At 64.2% G+C, this 21,468-nt stretch carries 18 protein-coding genes; 10 read left to right on the forward strand and 8 right to left on the reverse strand.

The window, feature by feature from the left end; all coding sequences use genetic code 11:
* Positions 1–36: 36 nt before the first annotated feature.
* The 4 genes from LB529_RS18850 (at position 37) to LB529_RS18865 (ending at position 5,046) form a co-directional block, all read left to right on the forward strand.
* Positions 37–1,320: a CpaE family protein gene (locus LB529_RS18850; RefSeq protein ID WP_176476963.1), complete on the forward strand. Its 1,284-nt coding sequence runs from the start codon at positions 37–39 to the stop codon at positions 1,318–1,320.
* A gap of 30 nt (positions 1,321–1,350) precedes the next feature.
* Entirely contained in the window at positions 1,351–2,847 is a 1,497-nt protein-coding gene (locus LB529_RS18855) for a CpaF family protein (RefSeq protein ID WP_095765927.1), read from the forward strand.
* A 155-nt stretch (positions 2,848–3,002) separates the two neighbouring features.
* A complete protein-coding gene (locus LB529_RS18860) occupies positions 3,003–4,016 on the forward strand; it encodes a type II secretion system F family protein (protein WP_224711948.1) in 1,014 nt (337 codons plus the stop codon).
* Positions 4,017–4,029: 13 nt separating this feature from the next.
* A complete protein-coding gene (locus tag LB529_RS18865; protein ID WP_224630432.1) occupies positions 4,030–5,046 on the forward strand; it encodes a type II secretion system F family protein in 1,017 nt (338 codons plus the stop codon).
* Positions 5,047–5,196: 150 nt separating this feature from the next.
* Here the strand turns inward: LB529_RS18865 and LB529_RS18870 are convergent, their stop codons facing one another.
* Positions 5,197–6,024: a tetratricopeptide repeat protein gene (locus LB529_RS18870; RefSeq protein ID WP_224711949.1), complete on the reverse strand. Its 828-nt coding sequence runs from the start codon at positions 6,022–6,024 to the stop codon at positions 5,197–5,199.
* Between the two features lie 122 nt (positions 6,025–6,146).
* On the opposite strand from LB529_RS18870, the gene LB529_RS18875 reads away from it, so the two are divergent.
* The 5 genes from LB529_RS18875 to pdeM all read left to right on the forward strand — a co-directional run bounded on the left by LB529_RS18875 (position 6,147) and on the right by pdeM (position 12,367).
* A complete protein-coding gene (locus tag LB529_RS18875; protein ID WP_224711950.1) occupies positions 6,147–7,511 on the forward strand; it encodes a leucyl aminopeptidase family protein in 1,365 nt (454 codons plus the stop codon).
* Positions 7,512–7,579: 68 nt separating this feature from the next.
* A complete protein-coding gene (locus LB529_RS18880) occupies positions 7,580–7,930 on the forward strand; it encodes a MarR family winged helix-turn-helix transcriptional regulator (protein ID WP_040985896.1) in 351 nt (116 codons plus the stop codon).
* Positions 7,931–7,967: 37 nt separating this feature from the next.
* Positions 7,968–8,828 (forward strand): NlpC/P60 family protein, encoded by an 861-nt coding sequence (locus LB529_RS18885; RefSeq protein WP_224711951.1) that lies wholly within the window; start codon positions 7,968–7,970, stop codon positions 8,826–8,828.
* Positions 8,829–9,100: 272 nt separating this feature from the next.
* Positions 9,101–11,632, forward strand: a complete 2,532-nt coding sequence (locus LB529_RS18890) for a ligase-associated DNA damage response DEXH box helicase (RefSeq protein ID WP_224712012.1) — start codon at positions 9,101–9,103, stop codon at positions 11,630–11,632.
* 18 nt (positions 11,633–11,650) lie between these two features.
* Positions 11,651–12,367 (forward strand): ligase-associated DNA damage response endonuclease PdeM, encoded by a 717-nt coding sequence (gene pdeM, locus LB529_RS18895; protein ID WP_224603018.1) that lies wholly within the window; start codon positions 11,651–11,653, stop codon positions 12,365–12,367.
* Positions 12,368–12,370: 3 nt separating this feature from the next.
* On the opposite strand, the gene LB529_RS18900 is transcribed toward pdeM, so the two are convergent.
* The 4 genes from LB529_RS18900 to LB529_RS18915 are packed head-to-tail and all read right to left on the reverse strand — an operon-like array spanning position 12,371 to position 17,128.
* Positions 12,371–13,309, reverse strand: a complete 939-nt coding sequence (locus tag LB529_RS18900) for a dimethyl sulfoxide reductase anchor subunit family protein (RefSeq protein ID WP_224603016.1) — start codon at positions 13,307–13,309, stop codon at positions 12,371–12,373.
* 2 nt (positions 13,310–13,311) lie between these two features.
* Positions 13,312–14,046, reverse strand: a complete 735-nt coding sequence (locus tag LB529_RS18905; RefSeq protein WP_224711952.1) for a 4Fe-4S dicluster domain-containing protein — start codon at positions 14,044–14,046, stop codon at positions 13,312–13,314.
* Complete coding sequence (locus LB529_RS18910; protein ID WP_224711953.1) at positions 14,043–16,973, reverse strand: molybdopterin oxidoreductase family protein; 2,931 nt, start codon at positions 16,971–16,973, stop codon at positions 14,043–14,045. The genes LB529_RS18905 and LB529_RS18910 overlap by 4 nt, the downstream gene beginning before the upstream one ends.
* Positions 16,970–17,128 (reverse strand): hypothetical protein, encoded by a 159-nt coding sequence (locus tag LB529_RS18915; protein WP_224711954.1) that lies wholly within the window; start codon positions 17,126–17,128, stop codon positions 16,970–16,972. Before LB529_RS18915 ends, LB529_RS18910 begins: the two co-directional genes overlap by 4 nt.
* Before the next feature lie 123 nt (positions 17,129–17,251).
* On the opposite strand from LB529_RS18915, the gene LB529_RS18920 reads away from it, so the two are divergent.
* Positions 17,252–18,157 (forward strand): LysR family transcriptional regulator, encoded by a 906-nt coding sequence (locus LB529_RS18920; RefSeq protein WP_224711955.1) that lies wholly within the window; start codon positions 17,252–17,254, stop codon positions 18,155–18,157.
* On the opposite strand, the gene LB529_RS18925 is transcribed toward LB529_RS18920, so the two are convergent.
* From LB529_RS18925 to LB529_RS18935, 3 genes are all read right to left on the reverse strand, one after another.
* On the reverse strand, positions 18,158–19,414 hold the full coding sequence (locus tag LB529_RS18925) for an Hsp70 family protein (RefSeq protein ID WP_224711956.1): 1,257 nt from the start codon (positions 19,412–19,414) through the stop codon (positions 18,158–18,160).
* Positions 19,415–19,614: 200 nt separating this feature from the next.
* Positions 19,615–20,406, reverse strand: coding sequence for a TIGR02186 family protein (locus LB529_RS18930; RefSeq protein WP_224711957.1), 792 nt, complete (start codon positions 20,404–20,406; stop codon positions 19,615–19,617).
* Positions 20,406–21,329: a sulfite exporter TauE/SafE family protein gene (locus LB529_RS18935; protein ID WP_095765915.1), complete on the reverse strand. Its 924-nt coding sequence runs from the start codon at positions 21,327–21,329 to the stop codon at positions 20,406–20,408. Before LB529_RS18935 ends, LB529_RS18930 begins: the two co-directional genes overlap by 1 nt.
* Between the last annotated feature and the right edge of the window lie 139 nt (positions 21,330–21,468).

Below are 21,468 nucleotides of genomic sequence, written 5' to 3' on the forward strand. Positions count from 1 at the left end.
GACGACGAAGAAAGCAGTCACGGAAAGAGCATGACGATGAGCAATCTTGCCTACGACACGCCCGCGGAAACCGGCGACCTTTCGCAGCAGGACATCGCCGCCATGCAGGCGCTGCGCCCCGTGCCGCGCATTTCGATCCAGGCCTTTTGCGAGACCGAGGGGGTCGCCAACCCCGTCGAGCGCGCCGGCGAGGATCGCCGGATGGCCAAGGCCCATCTCAAGGTTCATATGGGCGGCATCCCGACCGCGATCGAATTCTACCAGTCCGCGCCGACACCGAACCTGATCCTGCTGGAATCACGCAGCGAACCGCAGCAGCTGCTTGAACAGCTCGGCCACCTCTCGGAATATTGTGATCCGTCCTCCAAGGTCGTGGTTATCGGCCACTACAACGATGTCGGGCTCTACCGCGAGCTGATCCGTTCGGGCATTTCCGAATATGTCATCGCGCCGGTCTCGATGACAGACATCGTCAGTGTCGTGTCGTCGATCTTCGTCGATCCGGATTCGGAGCCGATCGGCCGCTCGATCGCGTTCATCGGCGCCAAGGGCGGCGTCGGCTCCTCGACCATCGCTCACAATGTCGCTTGGGCGATGTCTTCCCTGTTCAAGTCCGAGGTCGTCATCGCCGATCTCGATCTCGCCTTCGGCACCGCCAACATCAATTTCGATCAGGATCCGGCGCAAGGCATCGCCGAGGCGGTGTTTTCACCGGAGCGGGTCGACGAGGTCTATCTGGACCGTCTGCTTGCGCAATGCGCCGAGCATCTGTCGTTGCTCGCGGCTCCCTCCACGCTCGAGCGCGTCTACGATTTCGAGTCCGAGGCCTTCGCGCAGATCATAGAGACAGCGCAGCGCAGCGCGCCTCTGCTTGTCCTCGATGTCCCGCACGTCTGGAGCGGGTGGACCAAGAGCACGCTGATCAAGGCGGACGAGATCGTCATCACAGCTACGCCAGAGCTCGCAAATCTTCGCAACACCAAGAACATGGTGGACATGCTGAAACGGCTGCGTCCGAACGATCCGCCGCCGAAGCTCATCATCAACCAGGCGGGCGTGCCGAAACGGCCCGAGATCGCGGCGTCCGATTTCGCCGAACCGCTCGGCATCACGCCGATGGCGGTGATCAACTTCGAACCGCTGCTGTTCGGCAATGCCGCCAACAACGGCCGCATGCTCTCCGAGATGGACGCCAAGAGCCCGGTCGTGACCACCATCAATGAAATAGCGCATGTGCTGACCGGACGCAGCGAAATCAAGACAAGGAAGAAAGCAGGCCTGGGCTCGATCCTCGGCAAGCTCTCGCGCAACAAGAAGTGACGCTGATTGAGCGGCATCGGGTAGTCGATCATGTTTGGTAAAAGAGGCAAAGACGACGGCAGCCGGGCAACGCCCGAATTCCGTCCGCCGGCATCCGCTCCCGCCGCCGCTCCAACCGGGACGATGACGGCCGAACGACCGGTCGCGCCGCCGTCCGCCACGCCGGCCACGCCGCCGGCGCGCCGGCCCGTTGAGGCGCCGCCTATGGCGCCGGAGCCGCCAAGAAGGGTCCAGCGCGAGCGCTCCGAGACCTATTACGACACCAAAAGCCAAGTGTTTTCGGCGCTCATCGACACGATCGACCTGTCGCAACTCGCCAAGCTCGATCCCGAAAGCGCGCGCGAAGAAATCCGCGACATCGTAAACGACATCATCGCGATCAAGAACTTCGCGATGTCAATCTCCGAGCAGGAAGAACTGCTCGAGGACATCTGCAACGACGTTCTGGGCTATGGACCGCTGGAGCCGTTGCTTGCCCGCGACGACATAGCCGACATCATGGTCAACGGCTCCAAGAACGTCTACATCGAAGTCAATGGCAGGGTCGAACAGACCGGCGTGCGTTTCCGCGACAACCAGCAGCTGCTCAACATCTGCCAGCGCATCGTCAGCCAGGTCGGCCGCCGCGTCGACGAATCGAGCCCGATCTGCGACGCACGCCTGCCCGACGGCTCGCGCGTCAACGTCATCGCGCCGCCGCTGTCGATCGACGGGACCGCGCTCACCATCCGCAAGTTCAAGAAGGACAAGCTGACGCTGGACCAGCTGGTCAAGTTCGGCGCCATCTCGCCGCAAGGCGCGGAAATCCTCAAGATCATAGGTCGCGTCCGCTGCAACGTCGTCATCTCGGGCGGCACGGGCTCCGGCAAGACGACGCTGCTCAACTGTCTGACCAACTATATCGATCGCGAGGAGCGCGTCATCACCTGCGAGGATTCGGCGGAACTACAGCTGCAGCAGCCGCATGTGGTCCGTCTCGAAACCCGGCCGCCCAATCTGGAGGGCGAAGGTGAGGTGACCATGCGCGACCTGGTCAAGAACTGCCTGCGCATGCGGCCGGAGCGGATCATCGTCGGCGAAGTGCGCGGACCGGAGGTGTTCGACCTGCTGCAGGCGATGAATACCGGTCACGATGGCTCGATGGGGACGATCCACTCGAACAGCCCGCGCGAATGCCTCAATCGTATCGAATCGATGATCGCCATGGGCGGCTATTCCCTGCCGCAGCGGACGGTGCGCGAGATCGTCGTCGGCTCGATCGACGTGATCATCCAGGCGGCTCGCCTGCGCGATGGCTCACGCCGCATCACCCACATCACCGAGGTGGTCGGCATGGAAGGCGACGTCATCATCACCCAGGATCTTGTGCTCTACAACATCAAGGGTGAAGACGCCGGCGGCCGGCTGGTCGGCGAGCATGTGTCGACAGGCATCGGCCGTCCGCATTTCTGGGACCGCGCCCGCTATTATGGCGAGGAGCAGCGCCTCGCCAATGCGCTCGAGGCGATGGAGAAACGCGCTGACTGATGCATCTGGAGGTTGGAAGCAATTCCAGGAAAGGCGTGATGCGGTCGAGTTCGGTGACTTCGCCGTAACTTTCCGTCCGCAATTGCGTCAAGGCAAAGAGACAGGACGGTTCGCCGTTTCCTTGGAACGGCGAAATGCCCTAGGGACCCCGGTCGATGTTCGGAATTGACACCACCGTACTGGCTTTCATCGTGCTTGCCGGCTTCAGCGCCGGCGCGGTGGCCTATGCTTTGCTGTTCACGCGCATCGACAACGAGAAGCAGGCCGGCAAACGGCTTCAGACCATCAAGACAGCCGAGACGGACCGGTCGGTGGTGAAAGCGACGCGCGACCGCGCCGCGGAGGCGGTCAAGCGGCGAAAAAATGTTCAGGACACGCTGAAGCAGCTCGACGAGAAGCAGAAGGCCAATGATCGCAACGTCAAGAAACCGCCGTTGAAGGTTCAGATCCGCCAAGCCGGCATGCAGGTTCCGATCGAGCGTTTCTATATCTATTCCGCTGTCTGCGGGATCATCCTGACGGCCGTTCTCTTTTTCCTCGGCGCGCCTCTATGGGCGCTGCCCGGTGCCCTGCTGGTGGGCGGCCTCGGCCTGCCGCGCTGGTTCGTGTCGTTTCGCCGCACACGTCGCACCAAGGCCTTCCTGGAAGAATTTCCGAACGCGCTCGACATCATCGTGCGCGCGGTCAAGTCCGGCCTGCCGCTCAACGATGCGATCCGCCTGATCGCCAACGAATCGCCCGAACCGGTCCGGTCCGAGTTCCGCCGCATCGTCGATTCCCAGCAGATGGGCATGTCGGTGCCCGACGCCGCCATGCGCATGCCCGAGACGATGCCGTGCAGCGAAGCCGGCTTCTTCGGCATCGTCATCCAGATTCAGTCGCAGGCCGGCGGCAACCTGTCCGAGGCGCTGGGCAACCTTTCGCGCGTCCTGCGCGACCGCAAGAAGATGAAGGCCAAGGTCCAGGCGCTGTCGATGGAAGCCAAGGCATCGGCCGTCATCATCGGCGCCTTGCCCTTCGTCGTCGCCTTCCTCGTCTATCTGTCGAGCCCGAACTACATCATGCCGCTGTTCACCACCAACGTCGGCAACCTGATCCTCGGCTGCTCGGGTGTGTGGATGTCGATCGGCATCCTGGTGATGCGCAAGATGATGAACTTCGAAGTGTAGGGGCGCGGATCCGGTGACAGAGCAGGTCGTCAAAACACTCACCGACCCTTCTTTCCTGATCGCGATGCTGGTCGGCATCGCCGTGTTCGCGACCGTCTTCACGCTCATGCCGGCGTTCGGCGGCACGTCGCTCAAGTCGCGTATGAAAAGCGTGGCGCTCGAACGCGACAAAATGCGCGCCGAGCAGCGTGCGCGGCTGGCCAACGAGGCCGACCGCCGCCGCAAGGGCCTGCGGGAGGAACAGTCCATCGGCATGCGCAACATCGTCGACCGCCTGGATCTCAGGCGCGCGCTTGCCGATGAAAGCACGATCCAGAAGCTCAAGGTCGCGGGCTTCCGCGGCCAGAACCCGCTGACGCGCTTCCTCTTTTTCCGCCTGGTCCTGCCATTCGTCGGTTTTGCCTTGGCGGCCATCTATCTGTTCATGCTCGGCGGCCTGCCGCAGCAGCCGGCCTTCATCAAGCTGTTCGTCTGTGTCGTTGTCGCCTATGGCGGCTTCTATGCGCCGATCCTCTACGTCAACAACCGCGCGACCAAGCGCAAGCAGTCGATCCAGCTGGCGTGGCCGGATGCGCTCGACCTGATGCTGATCTGCGTGGAATCCGGCATGTCGGTGGAAGCGGCCCTGCGCAGGGTTGCCGACGAGATCGGCGCGCAGTCGGTGGCGCTTGCCGAGGAATTCGTGCTCACCAATGCGGAGCTGTCCTATCTGCAGGACCGCAAGAACGCCTATGAGAACCTGGCAAGCCGCACCGGCCTGGAATCGGTAAAGTCGGTGTCCCAAGCCCTGGTCCAGGCCGAACGCTACGGCACGCCGGTGGCGCACGCGCTACGCGTGCTCGCCTCGGAAAGCCGCGACATGCGCATGAACGCCGCCGAGAAGAAGGCCGCGGCACTTCCGCCGAAGCTTACCGTGCCGATGATCCTGTTCTTCCTGCCGGTTCTGTTCGCCATCATTCTGGGACCGGCCGGCATCCAGGTCAGCCAGCGCGGCATCTTCGGCGACCAGCACAGTTCCTCGAGCCAGTAAAGCAATTCCAGGAAAAGTGTCGAGCGGTTTTCCGCCCGGAATTGCGTAAGAACAAAGAGATAGGGCCGTTCGCTTCAAATCAAAAAGCCGCGCGGGATCCGGGCGACTTTTTTTTGATTTAACGGTGGTCGATTTGGCAATGCCGTCCGGTCAGTTCGTGGCGACCTTCGCCTTGTCCTTGTCCTGATCCTTCAATTGGCTCCAGGCGTTCTGCTGGGCAAGCATCTGGCGCAGGTAGGCGACGTTGGCCTGCGCCTGTTCGGGCGACAGTTCCTGCGAGGCGATCTTCTCGGCTTCGTCGAAGCGGCCCTGCAGGCCGACGACCAGCGCGAGGTTCTGCCGCACCCTGCTGTCGGCGCCGGGCTGCTGCGCGGCGGAGCGCATATAGGTTTCTGCCGTGCGCAGGTCGCCTTCGAGCACATAGGACATGCCGAGATTGGACAGCACCGAAGGCTCGTTCGGCTTCAGTTCCAGCGCCTTGCGATAGTCTTGCCGCGCTTCGTCTTTCTGTCCCATCTGGTCGAGAATGGCGGCTTCCGCCGACACCAGCTTCCAGTCCGGATATTCGGGCGTCTGCGCGCGCCGCACGGCATCGAGGGCCGGTTCGAACTGGCCGTTGGCGGCGAGCGCCTTGCCATAGGCCGCAAGCACCTCGCGATCCTTGGGATAGGCGATCGCCAGCTTGCGCATCACCGCCAGAGACTGGTCGGCATCGCCATCCATCTGCAGTGCCGCCGCGAAATTCATCGCGATGCGCTTGTCGCCCGGATTGCGGGCATAGGACTGGCCGAGCCTGGACGTGGCGGTACGCAATTCGCCGGACGACATCGTTTCCAGCGGCCTGTTGTCGGAGCGGGAGATGGAGCCCGTGGTGAACTTGCTGGTGCTGCCGCAACCCGCCACGCTGGCCGCCAGCGCCGCCATGAAAGCCGTGGTGATCAGACGCTTGGCTGTAAGGTTCAACGCTTCGGTCGGCATCGCCCGGTCTCCATTCCTGTGCGGCCATTGGCTGGCCGTCTTCCCTCCTGCAGAAATATTCTGTTAACCCTAACGGACCGTTAAGAAGCGCCGACTCGAACGGTTCGGCCGGAGATCATCGCATGCCTGTCGAACTCGTTGAGCAGAAGCCGGAAGTCGCCTTGCCTGTCTATCTGGTGGCGAAGGACGCCCTTGAAGCCGCGGCACTGCCGCCCTCCGCCATCGCCTGGGCAAGGGCCAACGGTTTTTCTGGCGAAGCAGGGCGCACGCTGGTCTTGCCGGGCGAGGGTGGCGGCCTTGCCGGCGCGTTGTTCGGCACAGGCGATGGCGAGAGCGTTCTTGCCCTCGGCGCGCTCGCAAGGGCGTTGCCGGAGGGCGACTGGCATTTCGCGTCGCGCCCGGCGCAACCCGATCTCGCGGCGCTCGCGCTTGTCCTCGGCGGCTATGTCTTTACTCGCTACGGCAAGAAGCCCGGCAAGGCTGTGCGCTTCGCGCTGCCGGAGGGCGGCGACGCGGCGCATGTCCGCCGTATCGCCGACAGCGTGTTCCTGACACGCGACCTCGTCAACACGCCAACCAGCGACCTCGGTCCGGTCGAACTGGAAGAAGCCGCCCGAAAACTGGCGACCGCCCACGGCGCCGATATCTCGGTGATCCATGGCGACGATCTCCTGATGCGGAATTTCCCGATGATCCACGCCGTGGGTCGGGCCTCCACCGGCGCGCCGCGGCTGATCGACCTGAGCTGGGGACCGGGCGACGCGCCGAAGGTGACGCTGGTCGGCAAGGGCGTCTGCTTCGACACCGGCGGCCTCGACATCAAGCCGTCGTCGGGCATGCTTTTGATGAAGAAGGATATGGGCGGCGCCGCCAACGTGCTGGGTCTCGCCGCCATGATCATGGCGGCGAGACTGAATGTCCGGCTGCGCGTGCTGATCCCCGCCGTCGAGAATTCGATCGCCGGCAATGCCTTCCGGCCCGGCGACGTGCTCAGGAGCCGCAAGGGCATCACGGTCGAGATCGGCAACACGGACGCCGAAGGCAGGCTGATCCTGGCCGACGCGCTGGCGCTGGCCGACGAGGAGCAGCCCGCTTTGCTGGTCGACATGGCGACGCTGACCGGAGCCGCCCGCGTCGCGCTGGGGCCCGATCTGCCGCCTTTCTACACCAACGACGAGACGCTTGCCTCCGACCTGGCCGCGGCGTCGGTCGCGGTCGAGGATCCACTGTGGCGCATGCCTTTGTGGCGCCCCTATGATGCAAAGCTTTCCTCGAAGATCGCTGACATCAACAATGTGACGACGGATGGCTTTGCCGGATCGATCACCGCCGCGCTTTTCCTCAAGCGCTTTGTCGAGAAGACCGACAGCTGGGCGCATTTCGACATCTTCGCCTGGAACCCGGCCGACCGACCCTACGGCCTGACCGGCGGCGAAGCGCAAGGCATTCGCGCGCTGGAGCGGATAATTACGCAGCGATTTGCCTAGGCCGGAAGACCAAGGTGGCAGATCGTCACTGAAACGGAACCGAAACAATTTGCCGGCATGCTTGGGCGATGTCGATCTCGATGCGCCCGAGCCAGGCCTTGCGACTGTGGCAGCAGGTGATGCTGGCCCAGGTGCGCGACGGCGAGCCCGATCTCACCATGCGCCAGACGGCTATCCTGTTCACCATCTATCTCGATCCGCCGCCCCATACGGTGCGCGGGCTGGCCGCCAAGCTCAACGTCACCAAGCCGGTCATCACCCGGGCGCTGGACACGATGGGCGCGCTGAAGCTGGTCTCGCGCCACCGCGACGAGCTCGACAAGCGCAACGTGCTGATCCGGCGCACGGTGGAAGGCGCGCTCTTTGTCGAGCGCTTCGGCGATGGTATCGTCGCCAGGGCGCACGAACTGCCCATCTGACCTCATTGCCCCTATCTGATATGACTGGATTATCGATTTGACCGCCAGGGATGCCCGCCTTCATGCCTTCCGCTCCGACCTTGCCGATGCGAGGCTGAAGGGCGAGGTCGCCGCCGACCGCTTCGTCACCGGCCGCCCGGCGCGGATCACGGCCGCTGTCGCCGACCTGCGCAAGGCGCCGCGCCCCGACGCGGGCGTCAACACGCAGGCGCTGTTCGGCGACGACGTGCTCGTCTTCGAGGATGCGGAAGGCTGGGCCTGGGTGCAGGCCGAGCGCGACGGCTATGTCGGCTATGTGGCCGACAATCTGATTGGGGCACGCGAACATGCGCCCACGCATGTCGTCTTCGTGCCGCGCACCTTCCTCTATCCAGGCCCCGATTTGCGCTTCCCGATCAGCGGGCAGCTGTCGATGGGATCGACTGTGACGGTGACCGGTTCGGCCGAAACGCGCGGCACGCATTATGCGTTGCTGCCCTCCGGCCAGGCGATCATCGCCGGCCATCTGCGGCCGATCGCGGAACTGGCGGAGGACTACGTCACGATCGCCGAGAGCTTCCTCGGCACGCCTTATCTCTGGGGCGGGGTCTCGGGCTTCGGCATCGACTGCTCCGGCCTCGTGCAGTTGGCAATGCGCATGGCGGGCAAGGATGTCCTGCGCGACTCCGATATGCAGGCGGCGTCGATCGGCACGCCGTTCGAGCCGGGTCCGGACTATTCAGGTCTCCGACGCGGTGATCTCGTCTTCTGGAAAGGCCACGTCGCGATCATGACCGACGAAAGAGACATGATTCACGCCAACGGCCACACCATGCTGGTCTCGCGCGAGGGCCTTAAAGAGGCTGTCGACCGCATCGGCTATCTTTATGGCGGTCCGACTGGGTTTCGGAGGCCGTAGCGCCAGCCTCCCCTTCTCCCCTTGTGGGAGAAGGTGGATCGGCGCGCAGCGCCGAGACGGATGAGGGGTGCTGGACGGATCGCTACGTTGAAGAGCTAAGCGTCTTTAGCACCTTTATCTAGTCAGGTCTCGTTTCTTCCAGCACCCCTCATCCGTCTCGGCGCTAGCGCGGCAATCCACCTTCCCCCACAAGGGGGAAGGAAGAATCGCGCTGATCCCCTTTTGTTCCGATTTTCCTTGGCGATTGCTTGCCGCCGCGCTACCTCTTGCGCGTGACCGAGCAGCCGCGCCTTGCCGAGCAGAGTGCCGCCGTCCTGCTGCCTGAGCCATTCGTCAAATGGTTCGGCGAAAAGGGCTGGTCGCCGCGCGTCCATCAGCTCGAGCTGTTGGCGAAGGCTCAAAGCGGCCAGTCGGTGCTGCTGATCGCGCCGACCGGCGCCGGCAAGACGCTGGCCGGCTTCCTGCCGTCGCTGACCGAGCTGGCCAGCCGTCCCAAGCGAAAGCCGGGCGAAGCCCGCCGCGGCATCCACACACTCTACATTTCGCCGCTGAAAGCGCTGGCCGTCGACATCGAGCGCAATCTCGGCAAGCCGGTCGAGGAGATCGGCCTGCCTGTCACCATCGAGACGCGCACCGGCGACACGCCTTCGCATAAGCGCCAGCGGCAGAAACTGGCGCCGCCCGACATCCTGCTCACCACGCCCGAGCAACTCGCCTTGCTGATCGCTTCGAACGACGCAAAGCGCTTCTTCCAGGACCTGCGCTATGTCGTGCTCGACGAATTGCATTCGCTTGTCACCTCGAAGCGCGGCCATCTGCTGGCGCTCGGCCTTGCGCGCTTGCGCGCCTTCGTCCCCGGGTTGCAAACCATAGGCCTGTCGGCCACGGTGGCCGAGCCCGACGAGCTGCGGCGCTGGCTGGTCAGTCAGGCTTCTCCAGGCGCCATGTCCGAGCTCATCGTCGTCACGGGCGGCGCGAAGCCCGAGATATCGATCCTCGACTCGGAAGAGCGGGTGCCCTGGGCCGGTCACTCCGCCCGCTACGCCACGCCTGAGATCTACCGCGAGATCAAGCGGCACAAGACCACGCTGCTGTTCGTCAACACGCGCAGCCAGGCCGAGCTGCTGTTCCAGGAGCTATGGCGCGTCAATGAAGACACGCTGCCGATCGCGCTTCATCACGGATCGCTTGATGTCGCCCAGCGTCGCCGCGTCGAGAAGGCCATGGGCGAAAACGCGTTGCGCGCCATCGTCGCCACCTCGACATTGGATCTTGGCATCGACTGGGGCGATGTCGATCTGGTCGTGCATGTCGGCGCACCGAAAGGCGCCAGCCGGCTCGCGCAGCGCATCGGCCGTGCCAACCATCGTATGGACGAGCCCTCAAAGGCGATTCTCATCCCGGCCAACCGTTTCGAGGTGCTGGAATGCCGGGCGGCGCTCGATGCCAATTATCTCGGCGCCCAGGACACGCCGCCGCTGGTCAATGGCGGGCTCGACGTGCTGGCCCAGCATGTGCTGGGCTGCGCCTGCGGCGCGCCGTTCCATGCCGATGTGCTCTTCGAGGAGATACGGACGGCCGCGCCTTACGTCAGCCTGGACAGGCCGACATTCGATCGGGTCATCGACTTCGTCGCCACCGGCGGCTACGCGCTGAGAAATTACGAGCGCTATGCCCGCATCCGTCAGACCAAGGAAGGCTTATGGCGGGTTTCAAATCCGGCCGTCGCCCAGCAATACAGGCTGAATGTCGGCACCATCATCGAAGTGCCGGCGCTCAATGTGCGCTACGTCCAGGCCGGCAGCAGAGGGGCAGCCTCGCGCGGCGGCAGGGTGTTGGGAAAGATCGAGGAAGCATTCCTGGAGACCTTGACCCACGGCGACACCTTTATGTTCGGTGGCAAGATCCTGCGCTTCGAAGGCATTCGCGAGAACGAGTGCTTCGTCTCGAACGCGCCCGGCAGCGACGCGAAAGTGCCCTATTATGGCGGCGGCAAATTCCCGCTTTCGACCTATCTCGCCGAGCAGGTGCGGGCCATGCTCGATGACCCGCAACGTTGGAAGAAACTACCTGAGCAGGTCGCTGACTGGTTAAGATTTCAGGCGGACAAGTCCGTTTTGCCGAAACGCGACCACCTGTTGATCGAGACTTTTCCACGCGGCAACCGCTACTACCTCGTAGCCTATCCGTTCGAGGGCAGGCTCGCGCATCAGACACTCGGCATGCTGCTCACGCGTCGCCTTGACCGGGCGGGCGCCAAGCCGGTCGGTTTCGTGGCCACCGATTACGCGCTGGCCATCTGGTCGCTGGCCGACATGGGCTGGATGTTCAAGAACAGAAAACCGTCGCTGGCCACGCTGTTCGATCAAGACATGCTGGGCGATGATCTCGAAGCCTGGTTCGCCGACAGCTGGCTGCTGAAGCGCACGTTCCGCAACTGCGCGCTGATTTCCGGACTGATCGAAAAGCGCCACCCAGGCAAGGAAAAAAGCGGCCGCCAGGTCACCGTGTCGACAGACCTGATCTATGACGTGTTGCGCAGCCATGAACCCGACCATATTCTGCTGCAGGCCACCCGTACGGATGCCGCGACCGGGTTGCTCGATGTCAGCAGACTTGCCGAGATGCTCTCGCGCATCCGCGGTCGAATCATGCATAAGAACCTTGAGCAGATATCGCCGTTGGCCGTGCCGATCATGCTTGAAATCGGCAAGATGCCGGTGAATGGCGAGGCAGACGAGACGCTGCTGATGGATGCCGCCACGCTCGTCGAAGAGGCCATGGGGCCGGAGATGGCGGACTGAAAGAAGGCCTAAGAGGGGATGAATTTTTCGCTGTCGCGCGCAACGCTGATCGCCGAGGCCGACCCCGTCGGCATCGCCGGCGAGCGCGCGGTCTGCGACCGGCGCGGCGTGCTCTATTTCCCCGATCTGCGGCTGCTCGCGGTCTCCGATCTGCATCTCGAAAAAGGCTCTTCTTTCGCCAGGCGCGGCGCGCTGATCCCGCCTTACGACACCGGGGCCACCCTGCTGCGGCTTCAGGCGGTGATCGCCGACTATCAGCCGCGCATCGTCGTCAGCCTGGGCGATTCCTTCCATGACGGCGGCGGTGCCGAGCGCATGCATCTGAGTTTCCGCGAAAGGCTGGAGGCGATGATGGCCGGCCGCGACTGGTTCTGGGTCGCCGGCAACCACGACCCGGATGCGCCAGCCGACCTGCCGGGCAAGACCGTGCGGGAACTCGCCATCGGCTCGCTGCTCTTCCGTCACGAGCCGTCGAAGGTCCGGGTGGAGGGCGAGATATCAGGCCACCTCCATCCGTGCGCGCGCATCGTTCAGCGCGGGCGCTCGGTCAGGCGGCGCTGCTTTGCCGGCGATGGCGGCCGCATGATCATGCCGGCCTTCGGCGCCTATACCGGCTCGCTCAACGTTCTCGACCGCGCCTATGCCGGCCTGTTCCGGCTGGAGACGCTAATGGCCTATATGCTGGGCGCCGAACGCATTTTTGCTATCTCCGGCTCGATGCTCAGGCCGGGCTGAAACTTACTCCCTGCCGTAATAGAGGGTGACCGTGTGCTTCGCCTCGGCGAAGAACAGCCAGCGCTCGACCAGCATGCCGGCGAGTTGCGCGACGGCTGCAAGCATGGACGCAATTGCGCTTAAGGGCCTTGGCAGGAAGTACGCGATCGCCAGCAGAATGGCTGGCACTGCGAATGCCAGCGCCTGCGTGATCAGCCGCAACTTGGCGCTATGCTTGCGCGCGATGCGGAATCCCATTTCCTTCAGCAGATAGTTCTCTTCCGTGTGCGGCCACTCGATGGAACGCACCGTGCCGCCGGCAAGGCCGGTCGCTGTGTTGGCGGTGGTCGGGATTTCCAGCCGGTCATTGTAGCGCCAAGTCGCAAGCTTCCAGCCCCAGCCGGCGAGCGTGGCAAGCAGAGCCCAGATCGGCATCGCCGTTGAACCCAGCTTGAACCCCTGGAGCAAGGCGTTGGCGAGAACGCTTCCGGTCATTACCGCGAAGATGAGATAGGCCGGCAAAGTATAGCGACTGTGCCACTGCGCGATCGGCTTCAACGAAGCATAGATCATGGCGGTCGTGCAGATTGTCACGACCGCGCCTGCCGCCGCCAGCAGGCCGGCGATCGCTACCCAGCCGCCGCTCCTGCCGACCAACACCCAGCCGATGCCGAACAGGCCGGCCGGAATGAAGGTGGCGACCGAGGCCACGCCTTCGCGCGACAGCCACGAGCTGCGCCATTGCGAGAAAGCGCGCCAGGCTCGCTCAGGGCGGCCAAGATGGCCGGTCGAGGACAACAGGCCGGCCGCGATCAGGCCGAGCGCCAGCCCCATCCCGACAAGGCCAAACCAGAAATCGGCCGGGATCACGCCAGATCCGCCAAGCAGGCCGAGCAGCGCGAGCAGGCCGTAGCCTGCCCCGGTGGCGGTGGTGAAGAAGACGACCGAGAAGGCGGGATGCATGATCAGTTCGAAAGCATGCGGTCGATCCAGCCGAGGAACCCGCCCTCGGCCTTGATCGGCTCCAGCGCCGGCGCGTCGACCTTCGCAGCGCGTTCGCTACGGGCGCGCGGCGGCAGATACCGGTTGGTCGGCTTGTAGCCGAGCTCCGGCATCAGCGCGACGCCGCCACGCTCCTCGACAAGCCGCGAGATCGCGGAGGCCGGATCGCCGAGATCGCCGAAATGCCGGGCGCTGGTCGGGCAGGCGGCGACGCAAGCAGGCACGCGGTCTTCCTCGGCCAGATTGTCGTTGTAGATGCGGTCGACGCAGAGCGTGCATTTCTTCATCACGCCGACATCCGTATCGAATTCGCGGGCGCCATACGGACAGGCCCAGCTGCAGAGCTTGCAGCCGATGCATTTGTCCTCGTCGACCAGCACGATGCCGTCCGAGGCGCGCTTATAGGAGGCGCCGGTCGGGCAGACGGTGACGCAGGCCGGCTGCTCGCAATGCAGGCAGGAGCGCGGGAAGTTCATCGTGCGGCTGCCCAATTCCGTCATGTGCTCGTAGCTGTGCACCCGGTTGAACCAGACGCCGTCGACATGCCCGCCATAGGGATCGATGTCGGTCAGCGGCGCCATGTGGCCGCCAGTGTTCCACTCCTTGCAGGCGGTGACGCAGGCTTGGCAGCCGACGCAGGTGTCGAGGTCGATGACGAGGCCGAGTTTTTTCTCGGTTCGAGCGGGAAGACAGGTCATTCGGCGGCTTCCCTCTTCATGCGGAATTCCGTGCCGAAGCGAAGCACGCCAGGCGATGGCTCGAAATGCGGTGGCTGTGCAAAACGCTCGAAATGCGGCTCGGTGAAGCCGGCTTCCTCCGCCGCGCATTTGACGATCCGCACGCGCACGTCAAACCACGCGGCCTGTCCGGTGACCGGATCGGAATTCGAATAGCGCTTGCCGTTGGCATCGGCCGCCGTCTGGTCGCCGATGATATGGTTGAGCAGGAAACCGCGATTGCTCTCCGCCGCATCGTCCTTCAGGCCCCAGCTGCCGCGCCGCTTGCCGATCGCGTTCCAGGTCCACACCGTGTCCGGGTTCACGCCGTCGATCAGCTTAATCTGGCCTTTCACCCTTCCGTTGACGCTTTCGATCCACACCCAGTCGCCGTCGGAAAGGCCAAGCTCGGTGGCGGTCTGCCTATGCACGAACAGCCGGTTTTGGCTGGTGATCTGCCGCAGCCACGCATTCTGCGATCCCCAGGAATGGTACATGTGCATCGGCCGCTGCGTCAGCGCATGCAGCGGATATTTTTGCAGGTCGACGGTGCTGTCCTCGAAGGGCGCGTACCAGAAGGGCAGCGGGTCCATATAGGCCTCGATGCGGCCGCGCTCGGCGTCCGGCGGCTGCACCTCGCCATGGCCGCGCCCGGCAAGCCTGAACCGCTGCATCGGCTCCGAGTAGAGCTGGAAGACGATAGGCTCGGCCTTGGAAATGAAACCCATCTCTACGGCGAAGTCGAGATAGGCACGGTTGCCCATCTTGTAATAGCGCTGCTCGTCGGAAAAATCGTGGTGCCAGAAGCCGCCATTGTCGATGTAGCGCTGCAGCTGGTTGGGGTTGACGTCGCCCCTGCCGATCGAGCCGCCATTCTCGCCGCGCCAGCCGGCTAAAGGGCCGATGCCGGGCGTGCGCTCGTGGTTGACGATGTAGTCGGCATAGTCGCGGTATTTGGCTGAGCCGTCCTCGTCGACAAAGCCCGGCAGACCAAGCCGCGCGCCGAGCTCGATCAGCACCGACTGGAACGGCCGCACGTCGCGGTCCGGTTGCACCACGGGATGGCGGATGGCGTCGCCCGGGCCGTCGGCATGGCTGATCGGCCGGTCGAGCAGGCTGATGCAGTCGTGCCGCTCGAGATAGGTGGTGTCGGGCAGCACCAGGTCGGCGAAAGCCACCGTTTCGGAATAATAGGCGTCGGAATAGATGATGAAGGGGATCTTGTAGGCGCCCGCCTCGTCCTTGTCGGTCAGCATACGAACGGTCTCGACCGTATTCATCGACGAGTTCCACGCCATGTTCGACATGTACATCATCAGTGTGTCGATCGGATAAGGATCGCCGGCCCAGGCATTGCGGATAACCGAGTGCATCAGCCCGTGCGCGGCCAGGGGTGCTTCCCAGGAATAGGCCTTGTCTATGCGGGTGGGCCGGCCGGCCTCGTCGACGAGAAGATCGTCCGGACCGCAGACGAAGCCGAGCGGCATGCCGTCCAGCGGCGTCATCGGCCGAACGTTTTTTCCGCATGGCTTCGGCTCCGGCGGCGCCGGGCGCGGGTAGGGCGGCTTGAAGCGGAAACCGCCTGGAACATCGACGGTGCCCAGCAGAACCTGCAGCAGATGGATGGCGCGGCAGGTGTGAAAGCCGTTGGAATGGGCCGAGATGCCGCGCATGGCATGCATCGAGACGGGTCGTCCCTTGATCGTCTCGTGTCGCCGGCCGGCCCAATCGGTCCAGGCGATCGGCAGCTCGATCGGCTGCTCGAAGGCGACATGCGCCAGCTCCGCCGCGATCCGCCGGATCGTGTCGGCGGTGACGCCGCAGCGCGCCGCCACGGCGTCCGGCGAATAGGTCTCGTCGAGATAGCGTTCGGCGATGAGCTGGAAGACAGGCACGCAACGCCGCCCGCCTGCCTCATAGCTGCCGGTCAGCGCCGGCTTGGGTTTGGGGTCGGCTGCATTGACCGGGCGCTTCGCCACTCTGTCCCAAGCCAGCGGATTGCCGTCGCCGTCTCGCACGAACAGGCCGTCGTCGGCGGTCCCCGGTTCCTGCACGACCAGCACGGGCGCGTTGGTGTAGCGCAGCAGATAGTCGAGATCGACGCGTCCGGCCTTGAGCAGTTCGTGGACGAGCGCCAGCACGAACAGGCCGTCGGTGCCGGGGCGAATGCCGATCCAGTCGTCGGCGATGGCATTGTAGCCGGTGCGGCAGGGATTGATCGAAACCACCTTGGCCCCGCGTGCCTTGAGCTTGCCTAGGCCGATCTTGATCGGGTTGGAATCGTGGTCTTCGGCGACGCCGAACAGCATGAAGTATCTGGTGTTGTCCCAGTCGGGCTCGCCGAATTCCCAGAACGAGCCGCCGATCGTATAGAGGCCGCCGGCCGCCATGTTGACCGAACAGAAGCCGCCATGGGCGGCGAAGTTGGGTGTGCCGAATTTTGACGCCCACCAGCCGGTCAGCGATTGCGACTGGTCGCGCCCGGTGAAGAAGGCAAGCTTCCTCGGGTCGGTGCGCCGGATCGCCGACAGCCTCTCGGTGGCGATGGTCAGCGCCTCCTCCCATTCGATCTCGCGGAATTCGCCCGAGCCGCGCGGACCGGTCCTCAGCAGCGGCTTCTTCAGCCGCGCCGGGCTGTAATGCTGCATGATGCCGGCGCTGCCCTTACCGCAGATCACGCCGCGGTTCACTGGATGGTCCTTGTTGCCGTTGATGTAGCGCACCTTGCCGTCCTTGATATGGACGTCGATGCCGCAGCGGCAGGCACACATGTAGCAGGTGGTCTTGGCGATGCGGTCGGAGACGCTTGGCGAGGTCTCCACACCATCGCCTTCGTCCGGCGCCTGGCTGTCGACCAGCGGCCGCTGCGAGGGAGCGGAGTTGGCGCCGCGTGGCGCTGATTTGCTCATGATCCGCGAACGCTCTTGCCGTTCGCCATCTTGGCCTTCGTCTTGGGTCCCGGCCCGCGCATATAGTAGAGCTCGGGATGATAGCGCTCACCGGCGAGCTGCCGCTTCAACCGGCGGATCCAATGCGCGAATAGGGTTTTGAAGCGCCCTGTCATTTCCCGCTCTTGGCCTCTGACGACCAGTTTTTTCCAATTTCCTGCAAAAACTTAGAACAAAGCAATTGATGCGTCTAACAAGCAGCTCTTGTAATTCCGATCGATTTTGCTTCTTAGTTAGCCATGACTCTCGATCAGTTGCGCATCTTCGTTGCCGTCGCCGAGCACGGCCATATGACCAAGGCCGCCGAGCGGCTCGGCATCTCGCAGTCGGCGGCGTCGGCTGCCATTCGCGCGCTCGAAAGCCAGCACGGCGTGCGCCTGTTCAACCGGGTCGGCCGCAACATCGAGCTGGCTCAGACCGGCCACCGCTTCCTGCCGGAGGCGAAGGCGGTTCTGGATCGCGCCGCGGCGGCCCGCGGCGTGCTGGAGGATGTCTCGCAGACCGTCGCCGGCAGCCTGTCGATCGCGGCCAGCCAGACCATCGCCAGCTACTGGCTGCCGCGCCGCCTGGCGTCCTTCCACGAGGCCTATCCTGCCGTGAAGCTCAGCGTAACGATCGGCAACACCCGGCAGGTCGAGACCAATGTGCTGGACGGCCGCGCCGATTTCGGCCTGGTCGAGGGCCGCACCGAATCCGACATCCTGCGCCGCGCCACGGTCGACGAGGATCGCCCGATGCTAGTGGTGGCGCGCTCGCATCCCGAAATTCCGACGACGCGGGCGGGAAATCTCGACATCAGGGCATTGCGCTGGATCATCCGGGAAGGCGGGTCGGGCACGCGCGAGGCGCTGGAGGATTTCGCGCTCAGCCAAGGGGTCCCGCCGGCGGAGCTCCAGATTTTCCTCGTCCTGCCCAGCAACGAGGCGGTGCGCCAGGCCGTCGAGGCTGGCGCGGGGGCGACGATCATCTCGGAACTGGTGGTCGCGCGCTCCCTGGCGGAAGGCAGCCTCAGGGCCGTGCCGGTCGAATTGCCGAAGCGCGACTTCGCCATGATCACCCACCGCGACCGCCAGGCGAGCCTCGCGCAGATGGCGCTGAAGGCGCATCTCACCGGCAAGGCGGATGCCTCGGCGCGCGCGGAATAATCAGGCATATTTGCGCTGTGCGTCGAGCGCGAGTCCCAGGCCGACCGAGCCGAACATGTCGCCTTCGATGACCGATGCCTGCGGCACCAGCGCCAGGATCTGCCGTTTCGCCAGCGGGATGGCGGTCGAACCGCCGGTGAGGAACACGGCGGTGATGGCCGAAGCAGGGATGCCGGCGTCGGCGATCGTGTGTTTGACCGTCGCGGCCACGCGTTCGATATCGCTCGCGATGGTCTCCTCGAGGCCGGCGCGCGTGATCTCGGCCGCGAAGCGCGCGCCGGGTAGCGACACCTTCACTTCGGCCGAGGGCTGGTCCGTGAGCGCGATCTTGGCCCTCTCGACTAGGCCCGCCATCGCATGGCCGTAGCGATGCTCGACGACGTGGATGAAGCGGTCGACGAGGTCGGCCCGCTCGGCCTCGTAGCGGATCTGTCGCAGGTCGTTCATCGCCTTGGCGGTGTAGACGAGGTTGATGCGCTGCCAGGTCGCCAGATCGATAAAATAGGCCGCGGGCAGGTTCCGCTTGTGGTCCTTGGTCCGCGTCAGATAGCCGAGCTCGGGCATGACATGGACGATGCTGAGCAGCCGGTCGAAATCGGTGCCGCCGATATGGATGCCCCGGTTGGCTAATATGTCGGCCTTGCGGTCGGTCGAGCGGGCGCGCTCCGGTGAGACTCGTACGATCGAGAAATCGGAGGTGCCGCCGCCCATGTCGACGATCAGCGCCAGCTCCTCGCGGGAAACCTTCTGCTCGTAATCGAGCGCCGCCGCGATCGGCTCGAACTGGAAGGCGATGTGCTTGAAGCCCTGCGCGCGGGCGGCCTTTTCAAGTTCGCCTTGCGCCTTCGCATCGGCAGCCGCGTCGTCGTCGACGAATTGCACGGGCCTGCCCAGCACGACGTTGTCGACCGGACCGCCGGCATCTTCTTCCAGCCGCTTCTTGAGGTGGTCGATGAACAGGCCGACGATGTCGATGAAGCCGATCTGGCGTGCCTTGATGCGCGTCTTCTCGTTGGCAAGCGAGCTGCCAAGCACGCTCTTCAGCGAGCGCATCAGCCGGCCTTCGATGCTGTCGGTATAGTCGCTGATCGCGCGGCGGCCGAAATAGGTGTAGCCGTCCTCAAAGTTGAAGAACACGGCGCTCGGCAGAGTGGGCTGCTCGCCCTCCAGCGCCACCAGTCGCGCCCGGCCGTCGCGGATCACGCCCACGGTGGAATTGGACGTGCCGAAATCGATGCCGCCGAATGCCGATCGCATCGCAGCCTCCTGTCTTTGCTTCATGGCGGCAGATCGTCGGCGACGCGTTGCGCGCCGTCATCCGAGTGCCGGACCGCTCTGCCGAAGTCGAAATGTGTGTGCTTATCCCTAGGGCTGGGAGGCGGCGATGTATCGCAAAACCGGGAAAAGGGAAACCCTGTTTTGAACGGAAAACGGGTCTTCCGATTCTTCCCGAAGCATCAGTCCTTGCGGAAGATGAGCCGGCCCAGCCAGCCGGTCAGCATGGCCAGCGATATCGCAAACACGCCGTAGAGGAACGAATCGTCATGCGCGACGCGGAAGACCGATTGCTCGAACCCGGATTTGCGGATTTCGAGCTGGGCCGAGCTTTCCTTGACGAACATGCCGCTCTTGAACAGGAACGCGCGGGCTTTATGGGTTCCGACCGGCACGTTGGGCGCGAGCCGCACGGTGGCGCGAAACAGGTTCTGCGACAGAAATTGCACGCCGCCGACATTCTCGCTGTAGAGGCCCGTCGCCGCCTTGCGGTCGCGGAGCGCGGCGGTGAATTCCTCGATCGTCGCCGGACTGTCGGTCTCGTCGGCGGGCTTCATGTAGAGATTCTGCGCGCCGAGCGAGAGCTGCTTGTATTTGGCAGGCTCGGCGATGTCCTGCAGCGGCCGCGTCGTCGCGACAGAATAGGAAACCGGCACGTTCTCGAACGTCTCCGAATCCAGATTGATCCAGACGCCGAGCACGCGATCCTTGCGCCGGACGACGACCGGCCTTGGCGGCCCTTCCAGCACCACGATCACGTCGTAGCGCCCCTGACGGGCGATCAGCGGGTCGGGATTTTCCAGCGATCCGAAGATCGTGAGGTCGGCGCCTGAGAAACCCGCTGTGATCGAGATGGCGTCGGTCGACAGGCCGATCTGGATGCTTTCGGTGGGCGGCGTCTGCGCTGTTGCCGGGGAAAGGGCAAAGAGCATCGAGAACGAGACGGCGGCTGCAAATGCTCGTCTTGCCGCCATCAGTTGAGCCCCGCGGCGGACAGAGAATAGAGATTGGGCGGCGTCACGAAGAGATCGGCGGCAAGGCGGATGGCGACGGCCAGCACCAGCATCGCCAAAAGGGCGCGCAGCTGTTCGCCGCGCAGCCTCTGGCCCGCCTTGGCGCCATATTGCGCGCCGGCGACGCCGCCGGCCATCAACAGGAAGGCCAGGATCACGTCGACCGTCTGGTTGGTCGTGGCATGCACCAGGGTGGTGTAGGCCGAGGTGAAGATGATCTGGAACAGCGAGGTGCCGATAACGACATTGGTCGGCACCTTGAGCAGGTAGATCAGCGCCGGCACCATGATGAAGCCGCCGCCGACACCCATGATCGACGACAGGAAGCCGATCCCGGCCCCGAGCCCAAGCACCGGGATGACGCTGACGAACAGCTTCGAGGCGCGGAAGCGCATCTTGAACGGCAGCCGGTGGATCCAGTTGTGCTGGCCGGATTTCTTGAGGACGGGCGCGGCGCCGCTGCGGCTGGCTCGCAGCGCGTTGACGCTTTCGAACAGCATCAGCCCGCCGACCGTGCCGAGCAGCACGACATAGAGCAGCGAGATGAACAGGTCCAGCTGGCCGAGCCGGCGCAAGAGCGCAAAGACGAAGATACCGGCCGTCGAGCCGACGATGCCGCCGGCCAAAAGCACGCCGCCCAGCTTGAAGTCGAGCGTGCCGCGCTTGAAATGCGAAAGCGCGCCGGAGAAGGAGGAGGCGATGACCTGGTTTGCGCCGGTGGCGACGGCGATTGCCGGCGGGATGTTGTAGAAAATCAGAAGCGGCGTGATCAGGAAGCCGCCGCCGACCCCGAACATGCCCGACAGGAAACCCACCGCGGCGCCCATCGCGAGCAGCACGAAGATGTTGACGGAAATTTCCGCGATCGGGAGATAGATGCCCACCCGTCTGTCTCGATCAGTTTGTCTGCCGGCGCACAGTGCCGTCCCCGGACAGTAAAGCACCGAAAAGCCAATTTTTTCTTGCGCCGGGGGGGGGGGGGGATCAAGCCCGCTCCCGCGCCGAAACAAAAACCATCTCAAT

The organism is Mesorhizobium sp. CA5, assembly GCF_020165105.1.
Taxonomy (GTDB): domain Bacteria; phylum Pseudomonadota; class Alphaproteobacteria; order Rhizobiales; family Rhizobiaceae; genus Mesorhizobium.